The sequence below is a fragment of the Micromonospora sp. DH13 genome (assembly GCF_020873825.1).
In the GTDB taxonomy this organism is placed as follows: domain Bacteria; phylum Actinomycetota; class Actinomycetes; order Mycobacteriales; family Micromonosporaceae; genus Micromonospora; species Micromonospora haikouensis.
On sequence record NZ_JAHWGR010000008.1, the window covers coordinates 1 to 22,125 of the forward strand.

A 22,125-nucleotide genomic window follows, 5' to 3' on the forward strand; every position below is an offset into this window, starting at 1 on the left:
GCGCCCCCCCCCCGCGACCACCGCCTCAGCCGACTCGTGGTCCGGCCGGGCGGTACGCCCGCACGCTCCAACGCCCTTCCGCGCGAGTGAGCCGGATGGGATGGTCGAAGCACTTGCTGACCTGGTCGCTGGTGAGGACCTCGTCGGCGGGACCCGACGCCAGGCAGCGCCCCTCACGCAGCAACAGCACGTGGGTCGTGCCCGGAGGAAGCTCCTCCAAATGGTGGGTGACCAGGACGGACGCGAGTTCCGGGTAGGTGTGTTGCAGCGTGTCGAGCCGCTCGATGAGCTGTTCCCGGCCCGCGACGTCGAGACCGGTCGCGGGCTCGTCGAGAAGCAGAAGGCGCGGGCTGGGCATCAGCGCGCGGGCGATGAGCGCACGGCCCCGTTCCCCCTGCGACAGGGTCGGCCACCGTGCCCCGTGGCGCTCGCTGAGGCCGAGCAGGCCGATCAGCCGGTCGGCCATCGCGACCTGCTCGGGTGTCGGCTCCCAGCGGGGGATGCGTTCGACGGTGTTGGTCAGCCCGGTCAGCACGACGTCCTGCACCGTGAGGGGCGAACGCAGATCGTGCCGCGGATTGACGTGGCCGACGTAGGAACGCAACTCGCGCATGTCGACCCGCCCCAGCCGGTGGCCCAGCACCTCGACGGTGCCACGGGTGGGGTGCGCGACGGCCCCGAGAAGGCTGAGCAGCGTGCTCTTGCCCGCCCCGTTGGGGCCGAGCAGCGCCCAGTGCTCGCCGGCCCGCACCGTCAGCGACGCCTCGTACAGGATCGGATTGCCGTCGCGGACGACGGCCGCGTCCGTCACGCGCAGCACCGGTGGCGCGTTCACGAGGAGGCCCGCCCGGAGCGGTTGACGGCGGCCATGACCGCGTGCACCGATGCGGTCAGGACGGAGGTGTCCCAGCCGGCGCCCCAGCAGGTGACGTCGTCCACGCGGCACTCGGCGTAGGCGACGGCGGGGCTGCCCGGCCCCGTGGAGATGGAGTGCTCGGCGTAGCCGAGGATGTCGATCGTGATGCCGACGGCGCGGAGGGCTTCGGCGAGGGCGGACAGCGGCCCGTTGCCGGTGCCCCGGCAGGAGCGCTCCTGCCCGTCGATCTGCAGCGTGCAGGTGAACTGGTGCTCGCCGGGCACGGTTTCCGCGGTGCTCCAGGAAACCAGGGTGACCGGGCCGTCCAGGGCCGGAGCGAGGTAGGTGGCGCGGAAGAGCTCGAACAGTTCCTTGTGGGTGAGCTCCTGACCGGTGGCGTCGGTGACCTGCTGCACGATGTGGGAGAAGTCCGGGCGCATGGCCTGGGGCAGGTCCAGGCTGTGGTGGGTGCGCAGGAGATGCGCGATGCCTCCCTTGCCGGACTGGGAGTTGATCCGGATGACCTCCTCGTACGTGCGGCCGATGTCGCCCGGGTCGATGGGCAGATATGGCACCGCCCACGGGGCCTGTTCGGCGGGGACGCCCATTTCGGCAGCCTGCTTGGCGTGGTGGGTCATGCCCTTGGCGATGGCGTCCTGGTGGGTGCCGGAGAAGGCCGTGTGCACGAGGTCGCCCCCGTAGGGGTGGCGGGGGTGGACCGGCAGCCGGTTGCAGTGCTCCACCACCTCGCGCACCGCGTCGATGTCGGAGAAGTCGATCATCGGGTTCACGCCCTGCGCGTACAGGTTCAGCGCCAGGGTCACCAGGTCGACGTTGCCGGTGCGCTCACCGTTGCCGAACAGGCAGCCCTCCACCCGCTGCGCCCCCGCCAGGACGGCGAGTTCGGCGCAGGCGACGCCGGTGCCGCGGTCGTTGTGCGGGTGGACCGACAGGATCACCGACTCGCGGCGCGCCAGATGGCGGTCCATGTACTCGATCTGGTCCGCGTACACGTTGGGGGTGGCGATCTCGACCGTCGCCGGCAGGTTGTGGACCACCGGCCGGTCGGGACTCGCCTCCCACAGCTCGGTCAGACTGTTGCAGACCTCCAGGACGAAGTCCGGCTCCGTGAGGTTGAAGACCTCCGGGGAGAACTCGAATCGCATGTCGGCGTCCGGGCGCTCCTCGACGCGGCGCAGCACATAGGTGGCGGCGTCCCGGATCAACTCGTGGACCTCGGCACGGGACCGGCCGAGAACCACGTTCCGCCACGTGGGCGCGGTCGCGGTGTAGAGGTGCACGAGAGTGCGGGGGAGCCCGTCGACGGAGGCGATGGTCCGGTCGATCAGGTCCTTGCGGGCCGCGGTGAACACGGAGATGGTGACGTCCTCGGGGACGGCGTCGCTGTCGGCCAGGTGGCGGACGAAGTCGAAGTCGGTCTGACTGGCGGAGGGATAACCTACCTCGATCTCCTTGAAGCCCATGGTGACCAGGAGGTCGAACATCCGCCGCTTGCGCTCGGTGTCCATCGGCTCGGCCAGCGCCTGGTTGCCGTCGCGCAGGTCGACGGGCACCCACAGGGGGGCCCGCTCGATCCGCCGCGAGGGCCAGGTCCTGTCCGCGAGTGGCAGGGCGACCCGCTCGTGCGCGGACTGGTAGCGGTGATGTGGCATCGCGCTCGGGCGCTGGGGATTCCAGCGCGGCGCATCCGCAGGGACAGCGCCGGTAGGAGTGTGCAGGGTGGGGAAGACCATCCCCTGAGAGTGGGAAATCATGGTGCGGAACTTCTTTCGGTCGGCCATTCGGTGACCGGCGCAGCCCGGGACCCCGCTGCGGGGTGCCGGTCGTGTCAGGCCCCGCAGCGGCAGCCGAGGAGAAGCCCGTGCGGCAGCATGGGGAGTACTGTAACCACAACTCAGCTCCTCAGACAACCGGATAGGTGTGGAAGGGTGAATCTCACATGTCACTAGGTGCCTTGCGGCCGTCCCCTCTGGTCGAGCAGGCCACCGACCACCTGCGCGAGCAGATCACCGGCGGTGAATGGTCCGTGGGAACGAAGCTCCCCGGCGAGACCGCCCTGGCCAAGTCCCTCGGCGTGGGGCGTTCGACCGTCCGTGAGGCCCTGCGGGCCCTCGCCGGCGCGGGGCTGGTGCAGGCGCGGCAGGGATCCGGTGTCTTCGTCATCGCGACCAGGCCAAGGGATGACTGGTCCACCCAGCTCCGCCAGGCGGTCATCACCGACGTCTACGAGGTCCGGATGCTCGTCGAGGTCGCCGCCGCGCAGCTGGCCGCGCAGCGCCGGACCGACGACGACATCGCTGCCCTGCACGGGGCCCTGACCAGCCGCCGCGATGCCGCGAACGCCGGGAACGCCGAGTTCGTCGCGGCCGACATCGCCCTGCACGAGAAAGTGGTCGCCGCGGCGCACAATCCGGTGCTCACCGGCCTGTTCACCGAGTTCCTGCCGGTGCTGCAACAACGGCTGCTCGACCTGGTGGAGCTGCTCAGCCTGCGCTCCGACGACCCGAACCACGGCGACGAGGGGCACGCCGTGCTGGTGCGCGCCATCGTGGCGGGAGACGCCGAGGCGGCCGGGCAGGCGCTGCGCGACGAGCTCACGCAGACGCTCACCCTGCTCCATTCCGTCTGACGTCCTCGTCCCTGCAGGAAGTGGTGGTCATGCGCGAAGCCACACCATGGATACGGAGGTTTCCCGCGTCCGTGTCGCCCGGCACGCCCTGGACGGTCCTCTTCTTCCCCCATTCGGGCGGCTCCGCCGGCTCCTACCGGGACCTCGCGGCGCAGCTGGCCGGCACGGCCCGGACGGCGTGCGTCGAGTACCCGGGGCGGGCGGAACGGGTGCGGGAGCCTCTCTTCACCGACGTGCACGTCCTCGCCGACCAGGTGGCCGGCGCGGTCGCCGGGGCACGTGGGGACGGTCCGATGATCTTCTTCGGGCACAGCCTGGGCGCGGCGGTGGCCTACGAGGTCGTCCGGCGCGTGCCCGACCAGCGGCAGATCGTCCTCGTCGCCTCCGGGCATCCGGCTCCGTCTCGCCTCACGCTGTCCGGCCTGCTCGTCGACGCCTGTTCGGCGACCCCCGACGAGCCGCTGACCGCACTCGTCAGATCGCTGGGAGGCGTCGACGCCGACCTGCTGGAGCATCCGGTGCTGCGCCAGCTGTTCCTGCCGGTCATCCGCAGCGACCTCCTGGCGCACAGCCGCTACCGTCCCGAACCAGATTCGGTCGTCGGTTGTCCCGTCATCGCCCTCATGGGGGCCGCCGACCCCCTCACCAATGCCCCCGACGTGCAGGCCTGGGAGCAGCACACGACTTCGGGCCTGCGGGTGCACGTCTTCCCCGGGGGGCACTTCTTCACCAACCGGCACCCCCAGGAGGTGGCGGACGTTCTGCGCCGGGTCATGACGACCGACCGGAACGCGCCCGTGCAGTAATAGCTGCCCGAGACGTCGGCCAACCTCGACGGACGATGCCAGCCGTCAGTCCGCGGCCCGCACGTCGAGGGCGGCGACCGACGGATGGGCGACACCCGCGTCGTCGTCGATCGCCACGGCGAGCCCGCCGGTGGACCGCGGCCCGGCCGGCGTCGCCACCCGCAGGGCGGGGCCGCCGTCGACCCGGGCGACGGTCTCGCCGTCGCGCACCGTCACCGCCACCCGGTGGGTGGCGGCCGGGTCCAGGGCCGCCTCGGCGACCACCCGGTCGCCGCGCAGCAGCGCCACCCGGCCGTGCCCGACGCGCACCGAGACCGGGTCGTCGCTGTCCACCCGGACCGTCAGGGTGACGGTGCCGCCGTCGGCCCGCAGGCCGCGCAGCGCCGCGTCGACCGTGTAGTCGGTCCAGTCCGCGCTGGCGTAGGCGAGCAGCGTGCCGTAGGCGCGGCGCGGGCTGGCGGCGGTGAACCGGCCGGCGGTCAGCGACGACAGGTCCGTCATCGGCTCGCCCTGCTGGTCGCGCCAGTCCCAGGGGTTCGTGAACGGGGCGCTCACCAGCGGGGGCACGGCCGTCCGCTCGACCACCGCGCTGACCAGCTCGGCGGCGCTCGTCGTGGCGTACACCTCGGCCCGCTCGACCTGGCCGCCGGCCGCGGACCGGCGGCTGCTCGGCTCGGGCCCCCGCGACTTGTTGGTCAGCGCGCCGGCGAACCGCCCGGCGACCAGCTCGCGGCTGAACTCGGCCGCCGCCGGGTCGGTCACGGCGTCGCCGACCTCGGAGAACGGGTACGCGAACAGCTGCGGCCGGGGCAGGTCGTGGGCGGTGAACGCGGCGAACATCGCGTCGAGGTCGGCGGTGAGCCGCTGCCGGTAGGCGGCCAGGCTCTCCTGCGCCTCCGCGGCCGGATCCCACCGCCGGTGGGTCAGCGGCGAGCCCTGCGTGCCCGGCCCGGTCTGCACCCGGGTGTGCAGGTCGTGGGTGTGCGCCTGGAAGTCCCACCGGCCCGAGCGCGCCATCCGGGCGATCTCCGCCCAGCTCAGGTAGTACGGCCGGTGCTCGCCCACCTGCCCGGTGATCAGGTAGGAGGCGGCCACCATGTCGTGCCGGGCGAGGATCCGGTCGGCGTACGCCCACAGGCCCCGGGTGCCGTCGTCGAACGTCAGGTAGACCGAGCGCTCCGGCACCGCGCCGCCGCGCAGGTAGTCGACGTACTGCGCCGAGGAGATCGACCGGTAGCCGGCCGCCTGCAGGGCGGTGAGCTGCGCGTCGAACTCCTCCGGGCTGACCACGTAGTGCTCCCGGCCGCCCGGCTCGGTCGCGGCCGGGTCGTCGCCGTGCGGCCGGATGTCGTGGTAGGCCACCACCACCGGCGCGGCCCGCTGCGGCAGCCGACCGGCCAGCTCCGTGAACCGGCGCAGGTCGGCCGGGTCGATCCGGGTCACGGCGGTGTCCCGCTGCGCGCCGACGTGCCGCCGCAGGTCGGCCAGATACCAGGAGACCCCGAACGGCGTCGCCACCACCAGCAGGGTGACCAGCGAGAGCAGCGCCCCCAGCGGGCGCGGCCACCAGCGCGTCACCGCAGCACCTCCCCACGGGTGAACACCACGACGTAGAGCGCCACCAGCGCCACGGCCCCGGCGAGGGTGAGCGCCACCCGGGCCAGCCTGGCGAGCAGCCGCCGGCCCGCGTTCACACCGCGCTCCGCGACCAGACGCCGCGCCGGATCGTGCCCACCGAGTAGGGCAGCAGCCAGGACAGCACCGTGGCGGAGAGCACGCTCATCAGCGGCCGGTACGCCCAGCGCGGGTCGCCCGGGTTGTCCAGCCGGTAGGCCAGCCCCCAGAAGGTGCCCTTGAGCAGCACCCCGCACAGGTAGAGCAGCGGCACCGCCCACCAGCCGCGCAGCGGGGCCCACACCAGGTGGGCGAAGGCCATCACCGGGGCGACCGCGACCCACAGCGCGTGCCCGTAGTAGAGCGCCGCCGGGCCGGGCCCGCGCCGCCACATGAACGTGCCGGTGAAGAAGAGGTTGCGCACGTAGCTCTTCTTCCAGCGGGTCTGCTGGCGCAGGAACGGGCGCGGTCGCGCCGGCACCGTCGTCCACACCCGCGCGGAGCGGACGTACCCGACCCGCCAGGCCCGGGGCGGGTGGTCCTCGTCGCGGACGAACGGCGAGTCGGCGAAGCGCCGCTTGAGGCGTACGCCGATCCAGCGCTGCCCGAGGACGTAGCCGGTGAGCTGCCGGTCGGTGGCGAAGCGGAACTCGCCGCCGAGGAACCGGTCCGCCGCCCAGGCCGGCAGGTAGTTGATCACGGCCTCCCGCCGGAACACCGCCAGCGGGCCGGAGACGCAGGTCACCGCCCCGAACGACGCCTCGGCGGCCTTGGCCACCCGGAACTGGCCCTCGTACCAGACGTCCTGCACCCGGGTGAGCAGCGACTCGTCGGGGTTGAGCGCGCGGGCGTGCCCGCTGACCGCGCCCAGGTCGGGCTGGCGCAGCAGGGCCTCGACGCAGCGGCGCAGCGCGTCCGGGGCGAGGACGCAGTCGGAGTCGGTGAAGGCGAGCACGTCGCCGGTGGCGTGCCGGGCGCCGTGCACCAGGGCCCGCTTCTTGCCGACGTTGCGGGGCAGGTGCAGCACGGTGACGGGGAGTTCGGCGGCGAGCCGGTCCAGCACCTCGGCGGTGCCGTCGGTGGAGCCGTCGTCGACCACGATCACCTGCAACGGCCGGTGGTCGCTGCCGGTCATCGACCGTACGCACGCCTCGATCCCGTCGACCTCGTCCTTGACGGCCACCAGCAGGCTGACCCGGGGGGCCGGGGGCAGCGACGGGAACGTGGCCGCGTGCCGGGGGCGCGGCGGGGCCTCGCTGGGGTCCTCGTAGCGGGCGTAGGCCAGGTAGAACACGGCGACGGTGGCGGTGAGCACGGCGAAGCCGTAGTACGCCGCCAGCGGCGCGTACGGCAACTGGGGCAGCTGCCGGGCCAGCAGGGCGATCAGCGGGAGCAGGCAGAGCGCGGCGAGCAGCCGACGCACGCCGCGCCGCACCGGGTGGAGCACCGGCGCCTCGACCGACGCGCCCCGGACCTCGTGGGGCACCGGCATGTCAGACGACCTCGCGGCGCGGCAGCCCGGTCATCCGGTAGGTGGCGTCGAGCACCATCGGCTGGCCGCGCAGCCACGCGTCGTCCAGGTCGGACTGGGCGGTGTGCACGACCACCAGGTCCCACTCCCGCTCGGTGTGGTCGGTCAGCCGGTGCAGGGTCGCGCCGTCGGGGGTGCGCACCGACGCGACGAGGTCGTCGACGAAGCCGACGTCCGCGCCGGCCCGGACCAGCTCGCCGATGATCTCCAGCGCCGGCGACTCGCGGACGTCCGCGACGCCGGGCTTGTAGGTCACCCCGACCAGCAGGACGCGGGCCCCGAGCAGCGTACGACCGGACCCGGCGAGCAGGTCCCGGACCCGCTCGACGACGCGGCGGGGGCGGGCGGAGATGCCGCGCATCGCGGTCTCGATCAGCGGCGCCTCGCGGCGCTGCCCGCGCAGCTGCCACAGCAGGTAGTGCGGGTCGCAGGGGATGCAGTGCCCGCCCACCCCCGGGCCGGGCTGGAAGGCCATGAACCCGTACGGCTTGGTGGCCGCCCCGTCGATCACCTCGGTGACGTCCAGGTGCAGGTCCCGGCAGACGTCGGCGAACTCGTTGGCCAGGGCGATGTTGACGGCCCGGAACGTGTTCTCCAGCAGCTTGGTCATCTCGGCGGCCTCGGGCGAGCCGAGCCGGTGCACCCGGGGGGCGATCCGGGACAGCGCCGCGGCGGCCCGCGCGGTGCAGTCCGGGGTGACCCCGCCGACGACCCGGGGGGTCAGCTCCTGGCGGTGCCCGTCGTTGCCGGGGTCGACCCGTTCCGGGGCGAACGCCACCCACACCTCCTGGCCGACCCGCAGGCCCCGGGCGGCCAGCGGCTCGACCAGCAGGTCGCGGGTGGTGCCGACGTAGCTGGTCGAGGTGAGCACGATGGTCTGGCCGGCGCGGGCGTGGGCGACCACCGCGGCGCAGGCGGCCCGCAGCGCCGTGAGGTCCGGGTCGAGGTGGCGGTCCACCGGCGTGGGCACGCAGATCAGCACCGTGTCGGCGTCGGCGATCTCGGCGATCGACGTGGTGAGCCGCAGGGCCGGGTCGGTCGCCCGCAACGTGTCGCGGAGCCGCTCGCGGTCGACGTCGAGCAGGTCGGCGCGGTCGGCGCGGATGTCGTCGAGCCGGGCCGGGTCGATGTCGACGCCGATCACCCGCGCGCCGCTGCCGACCAGGGCCAGGCTGGTCGGCAGGCCGACGTAGCCGAGGCCGACCACGGCGGTACGGGCCCCGGGGGCGACGGGAGCGGCGACGGCGACGGCCGGGTCGACGGTCGGCGACGACGGGGCGGCCGGGATGGGCGGGGTGACCGGGGCGACGGCCGGCGGGAGGGGCCGGTCGGCGGCGGGCAGGAGCTGCGACATGGTCGGGGCCCTTACGCACGGTGAACGGGAACGACTCAAGAGTGCCGAGCCCACCGCCCCGAAGGCGCTCCCACGAACAGCCGACCGGCGACCGAAATCTGCGACCACCCCCTGTCCGATCGGTCAGTTTTTCCTGTTCACAACCGCCCAGAAGTCCCGCAGGAGACGCAAACCGCCACCCCCGTCAGCCCCACCAGACACGCACCCCCCACCACCCCCACCGCCCCATCCAAAGTAAGAAGCATCACTAGCAGTAACCACCCCGATTGCCTCCGCCCCGCCCCACCCCAGCCCCTTGATCACCGGGGCTGGGTGGGGTGGGTGGGGTGTCAGAAGGTGTCGGGGGTGCGGATGCGGTCGCGGATCCAGGTGCCGGCCGGCTTGAGGCGGGCCGTGCCGCCGAACTGGCCGCTGCCGCAGGTGCCGGTGGTGAAGACCGCGCCGGAGCGGAAGTCGTCGGAGAAGTTCCAGTTCGTCCAGCTGATCTTCTTGCTGGCCATCAGGTCGAGGTAGCGCTGGGCCATGGCGAAGTCGTTCGGGCCGTCGCCGGAGTAGTCCTGGGTGCCGAACTCGGTGACGAACAGCGGCAACCGGTCGGCGGCGCGGGCGAAGGTGTCGTAGTACGCGTCGCCGTGCGAGGCGGCGTAGAAGTGGAAGACGTACATGAGGTTGCCGCCGGCGACCGGGTTTGCCACGATCGTGTCCACCCCGCCGCCGCTGCCGGAGACGCCGAGGGACGACCAGTCGGGGGTGCCGACCAGCACCACGGCCTCCGGGTCGCGGCTGCGGATGACCGGGACGACCTGCTCGGCGTAGCTCTTGATGGCGCTCCACGGCACGCCGTTGGGCTCGTTGGCGATCTCGTAGAGCACGTTGACCTTGTCCTTGTGCCGGTCGGCGATCTCGGCGAAGAAGGTGCGTGCCCGGGTCAGGTTGACGTTCGGGTCGCCGGGGCTGAGCATGTGCCAGTCGACGATGGCGTACATGCCCCGGGCGGTGGCCAGCTCGATGTAGGTGTGCACCAGGTCGGTGAAGCGGCGTGGGTCGGTCTCGTACCCGTCCTCCTGGACGTACATCGAGATGCGCAGCACGTCGGCGTTCCACTCGCGGGCGAGCACGTCCAGTGAGGCCGGGGTGGCGCAGTTCGCGTACCACTGGATGCCGTGCGTGCTCATGCCGCGCAACTGGATCGCCCGGCCGTCGCGGTTGCAGAGCTGGCGGCCGCAGACGCGGAGCTGGCCGTTGGCGGCGACCGGCGAGAGGCCGGTCGGCGGTGGCGTCGTCGTGGGCGGCGCGGTGGTGGGCGGGACGGTGGCCGGTGGCGTGGTGGTCGGCGGCGGGGCGGTGGTCGGGGTGGTGCCGCCGGTGCAGGGCTGGCCGTTGAGGGTGCAGCCGGTCGGGGCGCCGGTGCCGCTGGCGACGAAGCCGAAGGTCACCGAGGCGCCCGGGGCGACCGTGCCGTTCCAGGACCGGTTGGTGAAGGTGTGGTGCTGGCCGCTGCTGGTCAGCAGCGCGTCCCAGTACGAGCCGACGGTGGTGCCGGCGGGCAGGTCGAACTCCAGCCGCCAGGAGCTGATGGTGGTGCTGCCGGAGTTAGTGATCCGGTAGCTGCCCTCCCACCCGGAGCCCCAGTCGTTCACCTTGGTGAAGCTCGCGGTCGGCGCCGCCGCCGCACCGGCGGTGCCGGTCAGGGCGAGCGGGGCCAGCGCGAGGGCCGCGGCGAGGCCGGCGGCCAGGAGTGTTCTGCCGCGAGGTCGCACGGGTGCCTCCGGGGACTGGGAAGGTGATCTACGTCATCGCACTATAAAGAAAGTTAAGTGTTATGGCAACGGCGCTCGTCGATCCGGGTGGCGTCTCGTCCCTTCCTGTCCGGCGGCGGCCTTCCGGTGGCTCCGTGCCGCCGCCGCGAGGGCTGTCGGCGGGGGTTGCCGGCGGGGCACCCCGGCGCCGCCCGGTGAGAGCTGAAGTGGCCTGCGTCGATGTGTGGTGATTCGCGCCGGTGTGCTTTTGATTTGCAGTGAGAATGAGGTGAATCTTGGATGAGAAAACGATGTGAATCGAGGTGAAACGGGGTGCCCTGGCCGTGACGGGAGCGTCGGCCGTTGCCGTCCGGTGTGGGGTCAACTACTATTCGGTGTTGTCGCGTGCCGATGGTTGGTGATTGGCTTCGATTGACCTGTTGGGTTGTGGCGTTCCGGCCCGATCCGGCCTTTTGGCGTCTCCGCACAGAACGCGTTCCCGACGGCGAAGCCATGGCTCTACAGACAAGGGTTCCAGCGAGATGCTCATTCTGACCCAGCGGCACATTGGTCGAATAATGGACGAGGTCGGCGTCGACGCATTGCTGACGGAGCTGATCTCGCGCCTCGGCGACAAATTCGTCGAGGTGCACAAGGGTGTGGCCGAGTTGTCGCCCGCCCGGGGAGCGTTCGAGCGGGAGGGACCCGCCCCGGGGGTGATCGAGTGGATGCCGCACCGGGAGCGGAACGACAGCACCACCATCAAGGTCGTCTCGTACACCCCGTCGAACGGCGACGACCACGGCCTGCCGACGATCACCGCCTGCGTGGCGCGCTTCGACGACCGGACCGGGCGTACGACGGTGGTGGCCGACGGCGCGGCGCTCACCGCCCTGCGCACCGGTGCCGCGTCGGCGCTGGCCAGCCGGGCGCTGGCCCACCCCGACAGCCGGACGGTCGGGCTGATCGGCTGTGGCGCCCAGGCGGTCACCCAACTGCACGCCCTGAGCCTCGTCTTCCCGATCGACACGGTGCTGGCCTGGGATGTCGACCCCGCCCACCTGGCGTCCTTCGGCCGCAGGGCCGGCTTCACCGGGCTGGCGGTGACGGCGGCCAGCCCCGACGAGGTGGCGAGGTCCGCCGACATCCTGGTGACGGCGACGTCGGTGGGCATCGGCGCGGGGCCCGTCTTCCCGGATGCCGCACTGCGGGAGCACCTGCACGTCAATGCGGTCGGCTCCGACATCGTCGGCAAGGTCGAGCTGCCCCGGACGTTGGTGGACCGGGCACTCGTCTGTCCCGACCACCCGGAGCAGGCGACACGGGAGGGCGAGAGCCAGGTCCTCGATCCGCGACGCCTCGGCCCCTCGCTCAGCGAGATCTGCGCCGACCCGGGCATCGTGGCGGACGCCCGGCACGGCCAGACGATCTTCGACTCGACCGGCATCGCACTCGAGGACCACGTCGCCCTGGACCTCTTCGTCGAGTGGGCCGCGCAGCTCGGGGTGGGCACGGAGGTCGACTTCTCCGACGAGCCGACCGACGTGCTGAACCCGTACGCCGTCGGCGCGGCGGCCGTGCCCGTGGCGCGGTCGGTGCGCTGACCGGCAGGCAGGTCGTCACGGCGGGCACGCTCGACCCGGCTCGCCTCAGGCGCATGCGGCTGTCGGGCGTCGCACTGTCACCGCCTCGCGCGCCGAATGTGGCCGAGGGGTGAACGCCTGAACCGGCGACGTGTCGACCTGCCGTGGCAGGTTCCGGCCGTCCGCCCGGCCCGCGGGACCAGCGGGCCGGGCGGCGGGCGGTCGGGCCGTAGCCCGATCATCGCCCCGCTCGCGGAGGGTGCGCCGCGCCGCTCAGGCGGAGCAGCCGTGGGGCCCCTCGGTGGTGAGCGTGGCCAACGAGCAGACGGTCACCAGCGGGTAGTACTCCCCCATGATCGCCGCGGCGGTCTCCGCCGAGCTGTTCATCGGCACGTTCTGCACGGCGTACGGGAAGTCCGCCACCGGAAGCAGGTGCCGGAGCAGGACCATGTGCGGGACCGTCGGGTACGAGACGGAGAAGGGCACGAAGGTGGTGTTCCTGACGTCCTCGATGGCCGCCCGCTGCCCCTCCGTGCCGAGGACGAAGGCGTAGTTCCCGTGCCGGTCGAGCCGGGTCTCGTCGTTGTAGCGGCAGCCGTAGCTCGTCGACCCGTCGGCGAACCGGTTGATCACGACGGGCTTGTACTGGCCGCCGAGGTTGGTGCACATCGACCAGTAGCGGACCTCGGCGCGCCGGCGGGGCCAGGAGACCGGACGGCTCCCGGAGACCGCCTGCGCTGCCCGGCCCCGGATCACCACGACGTGGTCCGGCCCCGGTGGGAGGAGCCAGGCGCCGAGGTAGGCGTTGTCCGGGTTCGGCGCGAGGTTCTCCACCTCGGAGGTGCGGGTGAAGAGCTTGTCGCCGGTGATCGGGGGAGGGCTGGGGCGATCCGCCTCGCCGGGGCCCTCGGGGTCGTCGCCGACCGCCCGGTCGGTCGAGTCGGAGGTCGCCGCCACGTCCTCCGCCGGGACGGCGGCCGGCGCGGCGGGCGTGGTGGCGGGCGGCGTGGTGGCCGGGGGCGTGGTGGCCGGGGGCGTGGGCGACGGGCTGGTCGGCGGAGAGGGCGGTGGCGGGGTCGGGGTCGGGGTCGGGGTCGGCGGCGGGGCGGGCGGGCAGGTGGGCAGCGTCTTCGACACGCCTCCCTGGGTCAGGGTCACCGTCGGCAGCACCACCGTCGAGTCGCCGCCGGTGGGCAGGTAGACCCGGTAGATCACGGAGGCCTTCGCCCCGGGGAGGGCGTCCTCCCGGGACAGCGGCAACCGGTTGGGCTGCCCGGGGGCCACGTCCGGGCTGAGCGTGAGGGTGAACCGGCCGCCCGGCCTCCGCACGCCCTGCCACGGGTTGGCGCTGCCCGGGTCCGGGGCGATGAGGTAGTCGGGCAGGCTGGAGCTGGCGCCGTTACGACTGAACCAGGTGGGCTTGTCGTCGTAGACGGTGAAGGACGCGTAGCGGGCGTCCGGGTAGACCCCGGAGATGGTGATCTCCAGGTCCTCCGTCACGGGGTAGACGGTCGACCAGTAGGTGGCGGCGCTGTCGGGCCAGTAGGCATTCAGCCCCGTAACCCCGTATTTCGACGCCCACGCGCACTCGGGCATCACGATGGTGGTGGCGGCCGGGCCCTGAGCGTCGACAGGTGCCGCTGTCAGAGGAAGGGCCAGTGCAATCAGCCCGGACGTCCAAAGGAGTGCCCGGCCCGCACTCCGAATCGCTTTTCCCGGAACGGGTATCGTCATGTGATCGACTTGACCACACTCATATTGCAACAAGGTTACACCCGGATCAGCGGTGGACAATTTCCGCCGTTCGGGCCAGGTTGATTCGGTGCCTTCACTGATAGAGGTCGCCCGGAGGGCGGATTGTTCGTTCCGCTCAATACGCCGAAATCCGCCTCATTCAACGGAAAGGGCGCACGCCGGTGAATTCGAGCCGGCTGTCGGCCGGGTGGCCGTCGTCGCCCCGCCGGTGCCGGATCCTGTTGCGGCGCAAGGCGATCCGCATCCCATGGCGGGCCGTCCGGATGGTACGGGAACTGCTGTCCCGCGGCCTGCGGATTGCGCCCGTGGCAGGGGCCGCCGACGCTGTTCTCGGCATGGTGCCCTCCCGCGCGGTCGACGCGGGAGACCCGTGCTCTCGCGGTGGGCGATTCGACTTGTCGCGTCGTATCCCCAGGTCCTCGACACGGTGGTCGGGCATGTCGCGCATCGCGGGGCGGCAATGCCGGAAAGCCGCCCCGGCTGCCGGGCCCCCGTCGATGCCGGCGCGCCCGTTGCCCGGGGAATCACGCGGGCCGGCACCGGTCGTGTGACGGCGACGAAAGGTGCGGGGACGGGCGGGGCGGGCCGCCGCGCAGCCGGCGTCCCGCCCCGCCCGTCGCTCAGACGATCTCGACCCCGTAGACGCTCAGCGCCTCGGTCACCGGCTGGAAGTAGGTGGTGCCGCCGGAGGAGCAGTTGCCGTTGCCGCCCGAGGTGAGGCCCAGGGCGGTGCTCCCGCTGAACAGCGCGCCGCCGCTGTCGCCCGGCTCGGCGCAGACGGTGGTGCGGATCAGCCCGGTGACGGAGCCCTCGACGTAGTTCACCGTGGCGTCGACCGCCTCGACCGTGCCGTCGTGCAGGCCGGTGGTGCTGCCGGAGCGTTGCACGCTCTGCCCGACGAAGGCGTCGGCGGCCGCGGTGATGTCCTGGGTGGTGCCGTCGTAGCGGGAGACGCTGCCGTCGGCGGCCGCCGCGTCGCTGTGCGCGACGATGCCGTAGTCGTCGCCGGGGAAGCTGCCCGTGCCGCCGGAGCCGAGCAGGCTGCTCTGCCCGGAGTCGGCGTACCAGTTGGCGGCGATGTCGGTGCAGTGTCCGGCGGTGAGGAAGTAGTAGGTGTCGCCGCTGCGGACGTTGAAGCCGAGCGAGCAGCGCCCGCCGCCCTCGGCCCAGATCGCCTCGCCGCCAGCGGCCCGGATGCTGAGTGTCCCGGCTTCCCGCTCGATGCGGACGCTGCCGCCGAGGCGGCCGGCGACGGCCTCGACGCGCTGGAGCTGCGCGCCGGTGACGGTGCTGTCGACGGAGACGACGACCTGGTTGGTGGCCGGGTCGGTCCACCACGCGGTGCCGGGGATCCGCGCGGAGCTGTCGAGGGCGGCGGTGGCGCGGGCGAGGTCGTCGGCGCCGCGGGTGACGAGCTTCGGGGTCGCGCCGGCCGCGCGGACCTTCCGGGCGGCGGCGTCGTCGGTCACGGTGACGACCATGGTGCCGTCGGGGCGGGCGTACGCCCCGGCGGAGCGGTCGCCGAGTGCGGCGGCGAGCGCGGTGACCTGGTCTGGGGAGGCGGGCGTCGCGGGTGCGGCCTGGGCGGGAGCGCCGGTCAGCGCGCCGACGACCAGCGCGCCGGCTACCGATGCGGCGGTGGCGCGGCGCAGCGGGGACCCGGAGAGTCGCATGTGGTACCTCCTGGAGCTGAGCACGGGCAGCCTTTCGGGCTGCCCCGGGCAGCCGATCGGCTGGTGAGGCCCACCCGATCGGAGGCGTCGAAGTATTCATAGGTTTAACAATCATCGCAAGAGTGGTGGTTGGCCGGACTCGGCCGTATCTCACACCTTGGGTCCCGACAGTCCGACGAGTGGTGACTCCGATGGTTAGCGCCGGTTTAGCGAGTTTTCGCTGGCTGTCCGGCGGCGGTCGCGAGCCCCGGGCGGCTTATTTAGTTGCCGTGTGACCGGATGGCGGGACGGGATCGAAAAGTGGCGCTGCGCGCCGCCCGTGTGTCGCCGGCGGCCCTCCCGGCAGGATCGCCACACGTCGATGCCTTGTGAGTGTGAGCGGTCACAAGATACCCTCCGCTACGGGAGCGAAGGGCACGCTCCACCCGACGCCGTCCGCGCGGGAGCCACTGGCGGTCCGTCCGCCCCTGTGCCCCGGCAAGGGCCGCCGGGCACCCCCCCAGCCGATGTGCACCGCGCGCCGCCCGCCCCTGTCCCGGGGTGCCCGGGCGCGACCGTCGACTCGTGTCCTCGTCTGCCACACCATCACAGATTGGGAATGCCAGTGCGAATGTCTGCGAGGGTCCGAGCCGGGCTGGTCCTGGCCGCCGCCGGGCTCGCCGCCTCCGGTACCGCCGCCGTGCTGCCCGCGCGGGCGGCGGCCGCCGGCTGTTCGGTCAGCTACGCCGTGTCGTCGCAGTGGACGGGCGGCTTCGGCGCGAACGTGACGGTGACGAACCTCGGTGACCCGGTCAACGGCTGGTCGCTGACCTGGTCGTACGGGGCGGGGCAGCAGGTGACCCAGGCGTGGAACGCGACGGTGACGCAGAGCGGCGCCCAGGTGGTGGCCCGCAACGTCGGCTACAACGCGACCATCGGCACCAACGCCAGCGTGTCGTTCGGCTTCAACGGTTCCTGGGCCGGCAGCAACCCCGCCCCGACGAGCTTCACCCTCAACGGCACCGCCTGCACGGGCGGCGTCACGAACCCGACCACGCCCCCGCCCACGACCACCCCGCCCCCGACGAGCACGCCCCCGCCCACCACCCCGCCGCCGACGACGCCGCCCACGCAGACGCTGCCGACCAGCTTCACGTGGTCCTCCAGCGGCGCGCTGGTCGGCCCGAAGAACGACGGGCGGGGCATCGCGGGGATCAAGGACCCGTCCGTGGTCTACCACGACGGCAAGTACCACGTGTTCGCCAGCACGGCGCAGACGGCGGGCTACAACCTGGTCTACTTCAACTTCACCGACTGGTCGCAGGCGGGCTCGGCGACGTTCCACTACCTCGACCAGTCGCCCATCGGGACCGGCTACCGGGCGGCCCCGCAGGTGTTCTACTTCGCGCCGCAGCGGCTGTGGTACCTGGTCTACCAGACCGGCAACGCGTCGTACTCGACGAACCCGGACATCAGCAACCCGAACGGGTGGACCGCGCCGAAGCACTTCTACAGCGGTATGCCGCAGATCATCCGTGACAACATCGGCGACGGCTACTGGGTCGACATGTGGGTCATCTGCGACAGCGCCAACTGTCACCTGTTCTCCTCCGACGACAACGGCCACCTCTACCGCTCGCAGACGAGCGTGGCGAACTTCCCCAACGGGATGAGCCAGCCGGTGATCGCGATGCAGGACGCGAACAAGAACCGGCTGTTCGAGGCGTCCAACGTCTACCGGGTCGGCGACCGGTACCTGCTGCTGATCGAGGCGATCGGCGGCGACGGGCGGCGCTGGTTCCGCTCCTGGACCTCCACCAGCATCGCCGGGCCGTGGCAGGCCCTGGCCGCCGAGGAGAACAACCCGTTCGCCCGCCACAACAACGTGACCTTCAGCGGCACGGCCTGGTCGCGGGACATCAGCCACGGTGAGCTGATCCGCAGCGGCAACGACCAGACCCTGCCGATCAGCCCCTGCAACCTGCGCTTCCTCTACCAGGGGCTGGACCCGAACGCCGGTGGCGAATACAACAGCCTGCCCTGGCGGCTGGGCCTGATCACCCAGACCAACTCCACCTGCTGACGGCGTACGTCGGCGGGGTCGACGCTCCGGTGCCGGTCGGACCCACGACCGGCACCGGGATCACCACCGGCAGGGCACCGGCCACAGGCGGGCGCGGACGCGCCGGCCGGCCGAGCCGGTGGGGCCGGTGCGGAGGGGGCGAGCTCCGCACCGGCCCCGTGGTGTGCGCCGGGGGGTTGTACCGTCCAGGGGACCCACGGTGCACCGGGCCCCGGCCCCGCCCCGCGGGAGCAGGCACGGCGGTGGGAGGAAGCCATGAGTGACTACGACGGCCCGGACGAGTCCGGGGTGCTGCAGCCGGAGGACAGCCTGGACGACCGGGGGGTGGCCGACGTCCTCGACGAGGGCTGGTCGCCCGCGGAGCGGCCGTGGGCGGTCGACGACTGGGGCACCACGGCCCGCGAACAGGAGCAGGGGGAGAGCCTCGCCGGCCGGCTCCGGCGCGAGCTGCCGGAGGGCGACGACTGGGCCGGCGACGGCCTCGGCGACGCGAGCGACACCGACGGCGAGCTGATCGACGACGAGGTGGGCGACGGGCGGGCCGGGCGGCTGGTCTCGGCCTACGGCGGCGACGACTCCGACAGCCTCGACCTGTACGCCACCGACATCGGCGTCGACGGCGCGGCGGCCTCCGCCGAGGAGGCCGCGATGCACGTCGTCTCCGACCGGGACTACTGACCGGCCGGCGCGCCCGCCCCGGCCGGGAAACGCTCGATGTTCTCCACCACCCAGCGGCGCAGCCGGGCCAACGGCTCGCACGCGTCCCACCCGAGGGCGGTCAGGGAGTATTCCACGTGCAGCGGCACCGCCGGATACACCGTGCGGTCGACGAGGCCGTGTTCTTCCAGGCGGCGCAGTGTGGCGGTGAGCACCTTCGGGCTGATCCCGTCGAGGCGGGCGCGGAGTTCGCCGAAGCGCCGGGGCCCGTCCTCCAGCGCCCCCAACGCCAGCGCGCTCCACTTGTTGGCCAGCAGGTCCAGGATGTGGCGGCACGGGCAGGACGCGTCGTAAACGTCGTGGGCCCGGCCGCATGCGGTGGTGAGCACCCGGCCATCGTAGTTCCCTTCGGATACCAATGACCGTTGACGGTAACTAGGGCCGGCGAAATAGCGTCCCGGGCATGGCTGAACTGATGCGTGCGGTCGGGTACCGCAGGAACCTGCCCAGCTCCGATCCGTCCTCACTGCTCGACCTGACCCTCCCCGTCCCGACCCTCGGGGACCACGACCTTCTCGTCCGGGTCGAGGCCGTCTCCGTCAACCCGGCCGACGTCAAGGTCCGCGCCGGCAGCGCGCCGGGCGACGAGCCGAAGATCCTCGGGTACGACGCCGCCGGCGTGGTGGAGCGCGTCGGCCCGGCCGTCACCCTCTTCGCCCCCGGCGACGAGGTCTGGTACGCGGGCTCGATGGTCCGCCCCGGCACGAACTCCGAGCTGCACCTGGTCGACGAGCGCATCGTCGGGCCGAAGCCGGCGTCGCTGGACTTCGCCGAGGCCGCGGCCCTGCCGCTGACGGCGCTCACCGCGTGGGAGTCCCTGTTCGACCGGCTCCGGCTGACCGCCACCAGCACCGGCACCCTGCTGGTCCTGGGCGCGGCCGGCGGGGTGGGCTCCATCCTCGTCCAGCTCGCCCGGCACCTGACCGACGTCGAGGTCGTCGGGACGGCGTCGCGCCCCGAGTCCCGGCGGTTCGTCCTCGACCAGGGCGCGCACCGGGTCGTCGACTACCACGAGGACCTCGTCGAGGCGCTGCCCGGCGGCGTCGACCACGTCTTCAGCCCGTTCTCCGCCGGGATGGTCGAGACCTTCGCCCGGATCGTGCGCCCGTTCGGGGCCGTGGTCGCCATCGACGAGCCGCCGGGCCTGGACCTGCTGCCGCTCAAGGCCAAGAGCATCTCCTGGCACTGGGAGCTGATGTTCACCCGGCCCCTGTACGATCCGGCCAGCCTCGCGCAGCACCACATCCTGCGGCGGGTCGCCGAGCTGGTGGACCAGGGGGTGCTGCGGACCACGATGACCACGCGGATCGACGGCATCGACGCGGCCAACCTGCGGCGGGCGCACGCCGCGGTCGAGAGCGGTGCGACGATCGGCAAGATCGTCCTCGCCGGGTTCTGAGTCGCCGGGTTCCGGGGCCCACGGGTCGGGCCCGCGTCACGGCCAGTCCGGCCGCCGCGGCAGGGCGAACCGCCAGCCCTCCGCCGCCAGGACGGGCACGACGCGTTCGACCGTGTCGACGGTCTGGCTGCGGTCGCCGCCCCCGTCGTGCAGCAGTACCACGGCCCCCGGGGTGATCCCGTCGCGCAGGCGGCGGACCAGCTCGTCGGTGCCCGGCGGGTCCCAGTCGCCGAGGGCCAACCGCCAGCCCAGCGGCCGCATGCCCATGGCGGCGGCCACGGCGGGCGTCCGGCCCCAGGCGCCGTAGGGGGCGCGGAAGTACGGGATCCGCGCCCCCGGCACGGCACGGCGGATGGCCGCGTCGGCCTCCCGCAGGTCCGCCTCGATCCGCTCGGCGGACCAGGAGCTCATGTCCTCGTGGCGCATGCTGTGGTTGCCCAGGGTGTGCCCGTCGGCCACGATCCGGCGTACCACGTCGGGGTGGGCGTCGACGTGCTCGCCCCACAGGCAGAACACTGCCGTGATGCCGTGCCGGCGCAGCACGTCGAGCAGGCGCGGCGTGTCGGCGGGGTTCGGCCCGTCGTCGAAGGTGAGGCCGAGCACCCGCCCCCCACCCCGGGTGGTGTCGACGATGTCGGCGCTCACCCCGGGGCGGGGCGCGGGGACAGGTCGCATCGGACCGTCAGTGTTCCCGGTAGGTGGCCAGGTCGAAGTCCGCGTGGGCGCCGTCGCCGCCGAGGTCCTGCACCCACAGCCCGAGCAGGGCCCCGGTGAAGCCCCACGCCGCCGGCTCGCCGTCGATGATCAGCGCGGCGTGCTCGTCCGACAGGATCGTCGCGTCCAGCTCCACCGGGATCCGCCGCCACCCGGCGCCGAGGTCGTACCAGAAGCGCACCACGGGCCCGTCGAACTCGGCCCGCAGGCCCACCGGGCCGGTGCCGGGCGCGTCGACGGTGAGTTCGGGGTACGCGGTGCGCCGCCCGCTGTCGGAGCTGAGCAGCTCCAGCACCCGTCGGCCGTCGTCGGCCCGGGTGAGGTAGAGGTGGTGCCAGTTGAGGGTGTTGTAGTAGGCGGTCACCCCGGCGAGCTGGTAGTGGTCGACCGGGTCGAACTCGACGACGGTCTCCAGGGAGCAGTGCGTGGCGCCGACGCGCCGCGCGACCAGGCTGGGCGCCTGCTTGCCCACCGGCGACTGTCCCCCGTGGACACGCAGGTGGGAGGGGCGGATGCGCAGGTCGACCCAGTCGTCGGTGGCGGGCCGGCGCAGCGTCGACCAGGACGCGCCCAGCTCGCCGGCGTCGAAGTGGTCGGTGACGGGCTCGTCGGGCCACGGGTGCAGGGGCAGGCCGGGCCCCGCGACCTCGTCCGCCGGCACGCCGCCGGGGACGCTCGGCCAGCCACCGGCGGGCCAGTCGACCCGCTGGATGGCGGTCTCCCGCCCCAGCACGCAGTTGCCCAGCGGGGTGTAGGGGCGGCCGACGAGGTGCGCCAGGTACCAGTCGCCGTGCTGGGTGTGCACCAGGCTGCCGTGCCCGGCCTTCTGCAGCGACAGGTCGGGCCGGCCCACCGAGGTCAGCAGCGGTCCCGCCGGGTCCACCTCGTACGGCCCGAGCAGCTCGCGGGAGCGGGCCACCGTGACCTGGTGTTCCCAGCTGGTGCCCCCCTCGGCGGTGACCAGCCAGTACCAGCCGTCGTGACGGTAGATGTGCGGGCCCTCGGTGAGCCCGACCGACGTGCCGGTGAACAGCAGTTGGGGGCGGCCCACGAGGCGGCGCCGGGCGCGGTCGTAGCGCTGGATCTCGATGCCGGCGAAGCGGTCGCGCCCGGGTCGCCAGTCCGCGCGCATGCTCAGCATCCAGGTGCTGCCGTCGTCGTCGTGGAACAGCGACGCGTCGAAGCCGCGCCCGTGCAGCTGCACCGGATCCGACCAGGGGCCGGCGATGTCGGGCGCGGTGATGAGGAAGTTCTGCGGGTCCCAGTAGCCGCTGGCGAAGCTGGCCACGTCGCTGTAGACGAGGAAGAACTGCCCGTCGTGCCAGGTCAGGTCCGGTGCCCACACCCCGTTGGAGTCGCCGCAGCCGCGCAGGTCGAGCAGGCGGCGTTCGGTGACGATCCCGCCGAGCGGGCGCCAGTGCACGAGGTCGCGGGAGTGGTGCACGCGGACGCCCGGGTACCACTCGAACGTGGAGGTGGCCAGGTAGTAGTCGTCGCCGACCCGCAGGATCGACGGGTCCGGGTGGAACCCGGGAAGGACGGGGTTGCGGATCGACCGGGCAGCGGTCGCCACGTCAGCGGTCTCGGTCGACACGTCGGCTCCTCTGGTGCGGCTTTCGGAACTTCCGGACGCTCGGCCCGGATTATCGGTAGGTGCCGACCACGGTAGCCG

Annotated in this window: 17 protein-coding genes; 6 read left to right on the top strand and 11 right to left on the bottom strand. The window is 72.7% G+C overall.

Annotated elements, in window-relative coordinates:
• Nucleotides 1–25: 25 nt before the first annotated feature.
• Nucleotides 26–811 (bottom strand): ABC transporter ATP-binding protein, encoded by a 786-nt coding sequence (locus tag LPA42_RS10165; protein ID WP_228986503.1) that lies wholly within the window; start codon nt 809–811, stop codon nt 26–28.
• A 20-nt stretch (nt 812–831) separates the two neighbouring features.
• Nucleotides 832–2,529, bottom strand: a complete 1,698-nt coding sequence (gene leuA / locus LPA42_RS10170; RefSeq protein ID WP_198956531.1) for a 2-isopropylmalate synthase — start codon at nt 2,527–2,529, stop codon at nt 832–834.
• 287 nt (nt 2,530–2,816) lie between these two features.
• On the opposite strand from leuA, the gene LPA42_RS10175 reads away from it, so the two are divergent.
• Nucleotides 2,817–3,506, top strand: coding sequence for a FadR/GntR family transcriptional regulator (locus LPA42_RS10175; RefSeq protein ID WP_077937452.1), 690 nt, complete (start codon nt 2,817–2,819; stop codon nt 3,504–3,506).
• Between the two features lie 71 nt (nt 3,507–3,577).
• On the top strand, nt 3,578–4,312 hold the full coding sequence (locus LPA42_RS10180) for a thioesterase II family protein (RefSeq protein ID WP_158229413.1): 735 nt from the start codon (nt 3,578–3,580) through the stop codon (nt 4,310–4,312).
• Between the two features lie 45 nt (nt 4,313–4,357).
• Here LPA42_RS10180 and LPA42_RS10185 read toward each other — a convergent pair whose 3' ends face one another.
• The 4 genes from LPA42_RS10185 to LPA42_RS10200 all read right to left on the bottom strand — a co-directional run bounded on the left by LPA42_RS10185 (nt 4,358) and on the right by LPA42_RS10200 (nt 10,547).
• Nucleotides 4,358–5,890 carry a polysaccharide deacetylase family protein gene (locus LPA42_RS10185; RefSeq protein ID WP_077937454.1) on the bottom strand — a complete coding sequence of 511 codons (1,533 nt, stop codon included), beginning with the start codon at nt 5,888–5,890 and terminating at the stop codon, nt 4,358–4,360.
• A gap of 112 nt (nt 5,891–6,002) precedes the next feature.
• Entirely contained in the window at nt 6,003–7,418 is a 1,416-nt protein-coding gene (locus LPA42_RS10190; RefSeq protein WP_077937455.1) for a glycosyltransferase, read from the bottom strand.
• Between the two features lies 1 nt (nt 7,419).
• On the bottom strand, nt 7,420–8,811 hold the full coding sequence (locus LPA42_RS10195; protein WP_228986504.1) for a nucleotide sugar dehydrogenase: 1,392 nt from the start codon (nt 8,809–8,811) through the stop codon (nt 7,420–7,422).
• A gap of 329 nt (nt 8,812–9,140) precedes the next feature.
• Nucleotides 9,141–10,547, bottom strand: coding sequence for a cellulase family glycosylhydrolase (locus tag LPA42_RS10200; protein ID WP_228986530.1), 1,407 nt, complete (start codon nt 10,545–10,547; stop codon nt 9,141–9,143).
• Between the two features lie 545 nt (nt 10,548–11,092).
• Here LPA42_RS10200 and LPA42_RS10205 point away from each other — a divergent pair.
• Nucleotides 11,093–12,154: an ornithine cyclodeaminase family protein gene (locus LPA42_RS10205; protein ID WP_228986505.1), complete on the top strand. Its 1,062-nt coding sequence runs from the start codon at nt 11,093–11,095 to the stop codon at nt 12,152–12,154.
• 252 nt (nt 12,155–12,406) lie between these two features.
• On the opposite strand, the gene LPA42_RS10210 is transcribed toward LPA42_RS10205, so the two are convergent.
• Together LPA42_RS10210 and LPA42_RS10215 are read right to left on the bottom strand one after the other, a co-directional pair.
• The gene (locus tag LPA42_RS10210; protein ID WP_228986534.1) at nt 12,407–13,633 is read right to left on the bottom strand and encodes a hypothetical protein; all 1,227 of its coding nucleotides are present in this window, start codon (nt 13,631–13,633) and stop codon (nt 12,407–12,409) included.
• Between the two features lie 875 nt (nt 13,634–14,508).
• Nucleotides 14,509–15,561 carry a S1 family peptidase gene (locus tag LPA42_RS10215; RefSeq protein WP_077937465.1) on the bottom strand — a complete coding sequence of 351 codons (1,053 nt, stop codon included), beginning with the start codon at nt 15,559–15,561 and terminating at the stop codon, nt 14,509–14,511.
• Nucleotides 15,562–16,171: 610 nt separating this feature from the next.
• On the opposite strand from LPA42_RS10215, the gene LPA42_RS10220 reads away from it, so the two are divergent.
• Complete coding sequence (locus tag LPA42_RS10220) at nt 16,172–17,623, top strand: non-reducing end alpha-L-arabinofuranosidase family hydrolase (RefSeq protein ID WP_228986506.1); 1,452 nt, start codon at nt 16,172–16,174, stop codon at nt 17,621–17,623.
• 255 nt (nt 17,624–17,878) lie between these two features.
• Nucleotides 17,879–18,301, top strand: a complete 423-nt coding sequence (locus LPA42_RS10225; RefSeq protein ID WP_077937897.1) for a DUF5709 domain-containing protein — start codon at nt 17,879–17,881, stop codon at nt 18,299–18,301.
• Here LPA42_RS10225 and LPA42_RS10230 read toward each other — a convergent pair.
• Nucleotides 18,295–18,669, bottom strand: a complete 375-nt coding sequence (locus LPA42_RS10230) for a helix-turn-helix domain-containing protein (RefSeq protein WP_043963116.1) — start codon at nt 18,667–18,669, stop codon at nt 18,295–18,297. The two genes, LPA42_RS10225 and LPA42_RS10230, sit on opposite strands and share 7 nt — an antisense overlap.
• Before the next feature lie 74 nt (nt 18,670–18,743).
• On the opposite strand from LPA42_RS10230, the gene LPA42_RS10235 reads away from it, so the two are divergent.
• Complete coding sequence (locus LPA42_RS10235) at nt 18,744–19,739, top strand: zinc-binding alcohol dehydrogenase family protein (RefSeq protein WP_228986507.1); 996 nt, start codon at nt 18,744–18,746, stop codon at nt 19,737–19,739.
• Between the two features lie 36 nt (nt 19,740–19,775).
• Here LPA42_RS10235 and LPA42_RS10240 read toward each other — a convergent pair whose 3' ends face one another.
• Nucleotides 19,776–20,414 (bottom strand): polysaccharide deacetylase family protein, encoded by a 639-nt coding sequence (locus LPA42_RS10240; RefSeq protein ID WP_077937898.1) that lies wholly within the window; start codon nt 20,412–20,414, stop codon nt 19,776–19,778.
• Nucleotides 20,415–20,421: 7 nt separating this feature from the next.
• Nucleotides 20,422–22,047 (bottom strand): glycoside hydrolase family 43 protein, encoded by a 1,626-nt coding sequence (locus tag LPA42_RS10245; RefSeq protein WP_077937899.1) that lies wholly within the window; start codon nt 22,045–22,047, stop codon nt 20,422–20,424.
• Between the last annotated feature and the right edge of the window lie 78 nt (nt 22,048–22,125).

Coding starts and splice junctions, on each gene's coding strand:
- leuA (WP_198956531.1), bottom strand. CDS start 2,529: ATGCCACATCACCGCTACCAGTCCGCGCACGAGCGGGTCGCCCTGCCA.
- LPA42_RS10225 (WP_077937897.1), top strand. CDS start 17,879: ATGAGTGACTACGACGGCCCGGACGAGTCCGGGGTGCTGCAGCCGGAG.
- LPA42_RS10220 (WP_228986506.1), top strand. CDS start 16,172: ATGTCTGCGAGGGTCCGAGCCGGGCTGGTCCTGGCCGCCGCCGGGCTC.
- LPA42_RS10240 (WP_077937898.1), bottom strand. CDS start 20,414: ATGCGACCTGTCCCCGCGCCCCGCCCCGGGGTGAGCGCCGACATCGTC.
- LPA42_RS10205 (WP_228986505.1), top strand. CDS start 11,093: ATGCTCATTCTGACCCAGCGGCACATTGGTCGAATAATGGACGAGGTC.
- LPA42_RS10235 (WP_228986507.1), top strand. CDS start 18,744: ATGGCTGAACTGATGCGTGCGGTCGGGTACCGCAGGAACCTGCCCAGC.
- LPA42_RS10190 (WP_077937455.1), bottom strand. CDS start 7,418: ATGCCGGTGCCCCACGAGGTCCGGGGCGCGTCGGTCGAGGCGCCGGTG.
- LPA42_RS10215 (WP_077937465.1), bottom strand. CDS start 15,561: ATGCGACTCTCCGGGTCCCCGCTGCGCCGCGCCACCGCCGCATCGGTA.
- LPA42_RS10175 (WP_077937452.1), top strand. CDS start 2,817: ATGTCACTAGGTGCCTTGCGGCCGTCCCCTCTGGTCGAGCAGGCCACC.
- LPA42_RS10195 (WP_228986504.1), bottom strand. CDS start 8,811: ATGTCGCAGCTCCTGCCCGCCGCCGACCGGCCCCTCCCGCCGGCCGTC.